Origin of the sequence: Catenulispora rubra (genome assembly GCF_015356825.1) — a bacterium.
In the GTDB taxonomy this organism is placed as follows: Bacteria; Actinomycetota; Actinomycetes; order Streptomycetales; family Catenulisporaceae; genus Catenulispora; species Catenulispora rubra.
Map to the genome: position 1 here is coordinate 1 of NZ_JAACYW010000446.1, position 6591 is coordinate 6591.

A 6591-nucleotide genomic window follows, 5' to 3' on the forward strand; every position below is an offset into this window, starting at 1 on the left:
TCACCCCCACCTGGCCCCAAACCACCACCGCCGACACACCACCCCAACACACCAACCTCCCCACCTACCCCTTCCAACACCAACACCACTGGCTACCGGTGCCGAAGCGTGCCGAGTCGTCGCTCTTCGAACTCACCTGGGCCGCGGCCGCTCCTTCGCCCGACACCGCGATCGAGACCGGCGAGACACACCACGTCGATCTCAGCAGCCTGCTTCACTCGCTCGGCGACGACACCCCCGCGCCCGGCCTGCTGATCCACACCCTCCAGACCCGCCCCGAGGACGATCCCGACGGCGACACCGGCGCGCACCTGAACCGCCTCCACCAAGCCTGCGCCGACCATCTGGCGCTGCTCGCCGCGTTCCTGACGAACGAACGGCTCCAGCAGGCCCACCTGCTCGTCACCACCCGCCACGCCACCACCGCCGCCGGCACCCCCAACCCGGTCCACGCAGCCATCTGGGCCCTGACAACCGTCGCGCAAAACGAACACCCCGACCGCATCACGCTGCTCGACACCGACACACCCGACGCCACCGCGATCAGCCAGGCCCGGGCATCGGGGCATCGGCAATCCGCGTGGTACGGGAACCAGCTCCACACCCCGCGGCTCCAAGCGGCCAAGACCAGCGGCGCCGATCACACCCCCGCCCTCGATCCGGACGGCACCGTCCTGATCACCGGCGGCACCGGCGCCCTGGCCGGCCACATCGCCGCCCACCTGGTCGAGCACCACGGAATCAGGCATCTGGTCCTCGCCGGCCGGCGCGGGCCGGCGCACCCCGAGGCCGCCCGGACGATCGAACGCCTGACAGCCCTCGGCGCCGAACCCCGTCTCGTCGCCTGCGACACCACCGACCCCGACCAGCTCAAGGCTCTGCTTTCGGGCATCGACGCCGCGCATCCGCTCACCGGCGTCATCCACACCGCCGGCGTCATGCAGATCAAGCCGGTGACCGCCATGACGGCCGACGACCTGGCGGTCGTGCTGCGCCCCAAGGCCGACACCGCCGCCTTGCTGCACGGGCTGACCGCGGACCTGCCGCTGACGCAGTTCGTCGGCACGTCGTCCATCGCCGCCACCCTCGGCTCCCCCGGCCAGGGCAACTACGCCGCCGCGAACGCCTACCTCGAAGCCCTTGCCCACCACCGAAAGTCCGGCGGCCGGCCCGCGACCACCGTGGCCTGGGGCCCGTGGGAGGACTCCGAGGGCATGATCAGCAAGCTGCCCGAGGCGGCGGTGGCCCAGCTGACGCGAACCGGCATAATCCCGCTCTCGACGTCCCAGGGCCTTGCGTTGTTCGACTCCGCGGTCCGTCACGGCGCTCCGCACCTGGTCGCGTCCCGGCTCAGCCGGCCCGCGCTGCGGACTCAAGCCGCCAACGGCTCGCTGCATCCGTTGCTGGCGACGATCGCCCCGGAGGCCGCCCCGAGCCGGAGCGCGGACGACGCGGCGTCCGAACGCACGTCGTTCGCAGCGCGGATCGCAGCACTGGACCCGACGCAGCAACGCAGAACCCTGTTGGAGATGGTTCGCCACCAAGCCGCGATCGTGCTGGCCCACACCGACGACGAGGCGATCGACATCGACCGCGCGTTCAAGGACTCCGGGTTCGACTCACTGACGACGGTCCAGCTGAGCAAGCGGCTCAGTGCGGCCACCGGGCTGAGCCTGCCGACGACGATCATCTACGGCGAGCCCACGCCCAAGCGGCTCGCCGAAGCGCTGCTCGGCCTGCTCACCGGCGGCGGACTCGCCACCTCCGCCGCGCGCACCGTCTCCGGCGGCGCACGGACCGACGAGCCGCTGGCGATCGTCGGCATGGCGTGCCGGCTGCCGGGCGGAATCTCCAACGCGGACCAGCTGTGGACGCTGCTCGACGGCGGCGGTGACGCCATCGGCGCCTTCCCCGACAACCGCGGCTGGGACCTGGACGCTCTCTACGACCCGGACCCCGACCACGGCGGCACCAGCTACACCCGACACGGCGGATTCCTGCACAACGCAGGCGAATTCGACCCGGCCTTCTTCGGCATGTCGCCACGGGAAGCCACCGCCACCGACCCCCAGCAGCGGCTGCTCCTGGAACTCGCCTGGGAGACCCTGGAAGACGCCAACATCGACCCGACCACTCTGCAGGGCACGCAGACAGGCGTCTACGCGGGCGTCGGGACCCATGAGTACGAGCCCAGAGTCGGCGACGTCTCCCGCGAATTCGAAGGCTTCATGCTCGCCGGCAACCACACGAGCGTCGTCTCCGGACGCATCGCCTACTCCCTGGGCCTGTCCGGTCCGGCGATCACCGTCAACACAGCGTGTTCGTCGTCGCTGGTCGCTGTGCACCTGGCGGGGCAGTCGCTGCGGAACGGCGAATGCGACCTGGCCCTCGCCGGTGGCGTCGCGGTCATGGCGACGCCCGCGGTGTTCGTGGAGTTCTCGCGGCAGCGGGGGCTGTCGGCGGATGGACGATGCAAGGCCTTCGCCGAAGCCGCTGACGGGACCGGCTGGAGCGAGGGCGCGGCGCTGTTGCTGCTGGAGCGGCTGTCGGACGCGGAAGCCAACGGACATCGGATCCACGCGGTGGTGCGCGGCTCGGCGATCAACCAGGACGGCGCCAGCAACGGACTGACCGCACCGAACGGCCCCGCACAGCAGCGCGTCATCACCGCAGCGTTGACCAGCGCGGGTCTGGCGCCTGGCGACGTTGATGTGATCGAGGCGCACGGCACCGGTACGACCCTCGGCGACCCGATCGAGGCCGGAGCGCTGAACGCCGCCTACGGCGAACGGCCGCACGGCAGGCCCCTGTATCTGGGCTCCCTGAAGTCGAACATCGGACACACCCAGGCAGCAGCCGGCGCGGCCGGAATTATCAAGATGGTGCAGGCCATGCGGCACGGCACCATCCCGCAGACGCTGCATGTGGACGCACCCAGCCACCACATCGACTGGGAAGCCGGACCACTGGAACTGGCGACGACACCGATCGCATGGCCACAGACCGGACAACCACGCCGGGCCGGGATCTCAGCCTTCGGAGTATCCGGCACCAACGCACACCTGATCCTGGAACAACCCCCCGCCACCGCACCCGCTGCTGAACAAGCGCTCTCTCAAAAACCTGATACAGCCGAAGCCAGGACCGAGACCGCGACCGAAGCCGAAGCAGAGACCGGGACCGACACCCGAGCCGGCACCGAAGCCGGAATCGGTGCCGGGGCCAGCACTGAAGGTGGTGCTGGCGCTGAGGTCGAGGTCGAGCCGGTTCTGGTCATGCTGCCGATCAGCGCCCGCAGCACCGCAGCCCTCCGCGACACCGCGACCCGCCTGCTCCAAGTCCTAGACCGCCCCCAACCTCCAGCACTGCCCGACATCGCCCACACCCTCACGCACGGCCGCGCCCGACTCCCTGACCGGGCCGTCGCCCTGGCCACCGACCACCAGCAGGCCCGGGAAGCGTTGCTCGCCTTGGCCGCAGGGCGCGAACACCCCGACCTGACCGTCGGCACCGCCATCGCGGGCGAGGTCTGCTACCTGTTCTCCGGCCAAGGCTCCCAACGCCCCGGAATGGCCGCAGGACTGTACCGAACCTTCCCCGTGTTCAAACAAGCCCTCGAAGAAGCCTGCGAAGCCTGTGACCAGCATCTTGAGCAGCCGCTGCTGCCGATCATCCTCGACAACCAGCACGAGGAACTGTTGGCCACCACCGCCTACACCCAGCCAGCGCTGTTCGCCATCCACACCGCGCTCTATCGCCTCCTGCTGAACTTCGCCCCCGCACCGGCCCTGGTCGCCGGACACTCCATCGGCGAACTCAGCGCCGCCCAAGCCGCAGGCATCCTCACCCTCACCGACGCCGCAAAACTCATCACCACACGCGCACGGCTCATGCACACCATGCCACCCGGCACCATGCTCACCGCACACACCGGCCCTGAGCGAATCGAAGAACTCCTACTCGAGCACCCCGACATCGACATCGCCGCCTACAACAGCCCCACGACCACGACCTTGGCCGGGCCACCGGAAGCCATCACCGCACTGGCTGAGGCGCTCCGGGAGCACGGCATCAACACCCGGACACTGCACACGGCCCACGCCTACCACTCCCGCGCCACCGACCCGATCCTGGACGACTTCCGCACAGCCGCACAGCAGGTGACCTGGAACCAGCCCACGATCCCGCTCATCACCGCCACCCCCGAACCAGCCACAACCGAACAACTCACCGACCCCGAATTCTGGACACAGCAGATCCGCCGCCCCGTCCACTTCCACCACGCCATCACCCACACCCAGAACGCAGGCACCACCGGCTACCTCGAACTCGGACCCGACACCACCCTCACCACACTCACCAAATCCACCCTCGACGACGCGCCCGACACCTGGGCCGCACCGACCCTGCACCCCAAACAGTCCGACACCCACACGCTCTTCACCGCACTGGCCCACCTCCACACCCACGGCACCCCGATCACCTGGCCCCGCAACAACGAAGGCCGCCACACCGACCTCCCCACCTACCCCTTCCAACACCACCACCTCTGGCTGCCGATGCCCGAGCGCGGCAGCGGCAGGCCCGAGGACTTCGGCCTGACGCCGGTCGCCCATCCGCTGCTGACCAGCCGCGCCGACGCCCCCGACGGCACCGTCCACTACACCGGCCGGGTCGAGCCCGACCGGCCCGGCTGGATCCCGGACCACGCGATCGGCGACACCCCGGTCCTGCCCGGCGCCGCCATCGTGGACCTGGCCCTGACCTGTGCCGCCGAGCACGGCCCGGCCCACCTGGACGAACTCACGCTGCACGCGCCCGTGATCGTCACCGACGCCACCGAGCTGCACCTCACCCTCACGCCGCCGGACGCCGACGGGCACCGGGCGATGACCCTGCACGCCCGGCAGGACGGCGACCAGCCCTGGACCTTGCACGCCACCGCGACGACAGGGAACGCGACGGGACCAGGCAATGAGAACGCTGATGCACTGACCTCCCTGGCCCCGGACTCCGCAGGCTGGCAGCCGGTCGCCCTCGATCAGCTCTACCCGGCACTGGCCGCCCACGGCTACAACTATGGACCGACCTTCCAAGCCGTCGCCGAGGCGTACTCCAACCCCGCGACCGGGCAGACCCGTACGCGCACTCACATCATCACCGGCGACACCGGCGGCATCAGCGACACCGGCCACGGCTACGCCGTCCATCCGGCGCTCCTGGACGCCGCGTTCCACCCCCAAGCCGCACCCGGAGCCACGGACACCGGGCAGATCCTGCTGCCGCACACCTACACCGGCGTGACCCTGCACAGCCGGCCGGGATCCACTCTGCACGCGACCGTCGGCCCCGGACCAGGTGACGACACCCTGACCCTGAGCGCCACCGATGCGGAAGGCACTCCCCTCCTGAGCATCGAGGCCGTCCATCTGCGGCCCACCGCTCTGCGCAACCTCACCGCCGCACCGCCGATGCTCCAGCTCACCTGGACCCCGGCAGAAATGGCAGACGCGGCAGCCGACGCCGGTTCCGACGGCCACGGCTGGACCACCGCCGCGACGGCGGCGGATATAAGTGCTCTGAGCCAGAGGATCGAGCAAGGTGAGCCGGCCCCGAGTGTGCTGATACACGCCGTCGCCAGCCGGCCGGAAGACGACCCGGACAGCGATCCGCAGACCCACCTGGACCGCCTCCACCAGGCCTGCGCCGACCACCTCGCGCTGCTCACCGAGTTTCTGACGGACGAGCGCCTCCAGCAGACCCGGCTGCTCAGCGTCACCCGCTACGCCACAACCGCGGCCGGCACAGCGCCCAACCCGGTTCACGCCGCCATCTGGGCCCTGACAGCCGTCGCGCAGAGCGAACACCCGGACCGCATCACCCAGCTCGACACCGACATCGCCGACACCGCCGCGTTCAGCAGGATTCCGGCATCAGGGCACGATCAAGCTGCCTGGTACGACGACCAGCTGCTCAGCGCGCGACTCCGACCGACCGAAACCGTCGGTGACGACGCCGTCGACCAGGCCCTCGACCCCCGCGGCACGGTACTGATCACCGGCGGAACCGGCGCCATAGCCGGCCACATCGCCGCCCATCTGGCCGAACAGCACGGCATCAGGCACCTGATCCTCGCCGGCCGCCGCGGCCCCGACCACCCCGACGCCGAACAGATCACCGAACGCCTCACCGCCCTCGGCGCCGACCCCCAGCTCGTCGCCTGCGACACCGCGGACCCCGAACAGCTGGCGGCACTGCTGAAAACCATCGACCCCGCACACCCCCTCACCGCCGTCGTCCACACCGCAGCAGTCCTGCACGACGCACAGCTGACCGCACAGACGGCGCAGAACCTCGACCACGTACTCCGCGCGAAGGCCGATACCGCCGCCTGGCTGCACCACCTCACCGCCGAAGCGCCGCTGGCACAGTTCGTTCTCACCTCCTCCACGGCGGCCGTCCTCGGCACCCCCGGTCAGGCCAACTACGCGGCCGCCAACGCCTACCTCGACGCCCTCGCCCACCACCGGCGCGCCCACGACCGGCCGGCCACCGCCATCGCTTACGGGCTCTGGCAGGACCCCACGCCCC

At 70.3% G+C, this 6591-nt stretch carries 1 protein-coding gene; it reads left to right on the plus strand.

Going from position 1 to position 6591, the window contains the following annotated elements; all coding sequences use genetic code 11:
• Window positions 1-98: 98 nt before the first annotated feature.
• On the plus strand, window positions 99-6591 hold a 6493-nt coding region (locus GWK61_RS51760), incomplete at its 3' end, for a type I polyketide synthase (RefSeq protein WP_194921529.1).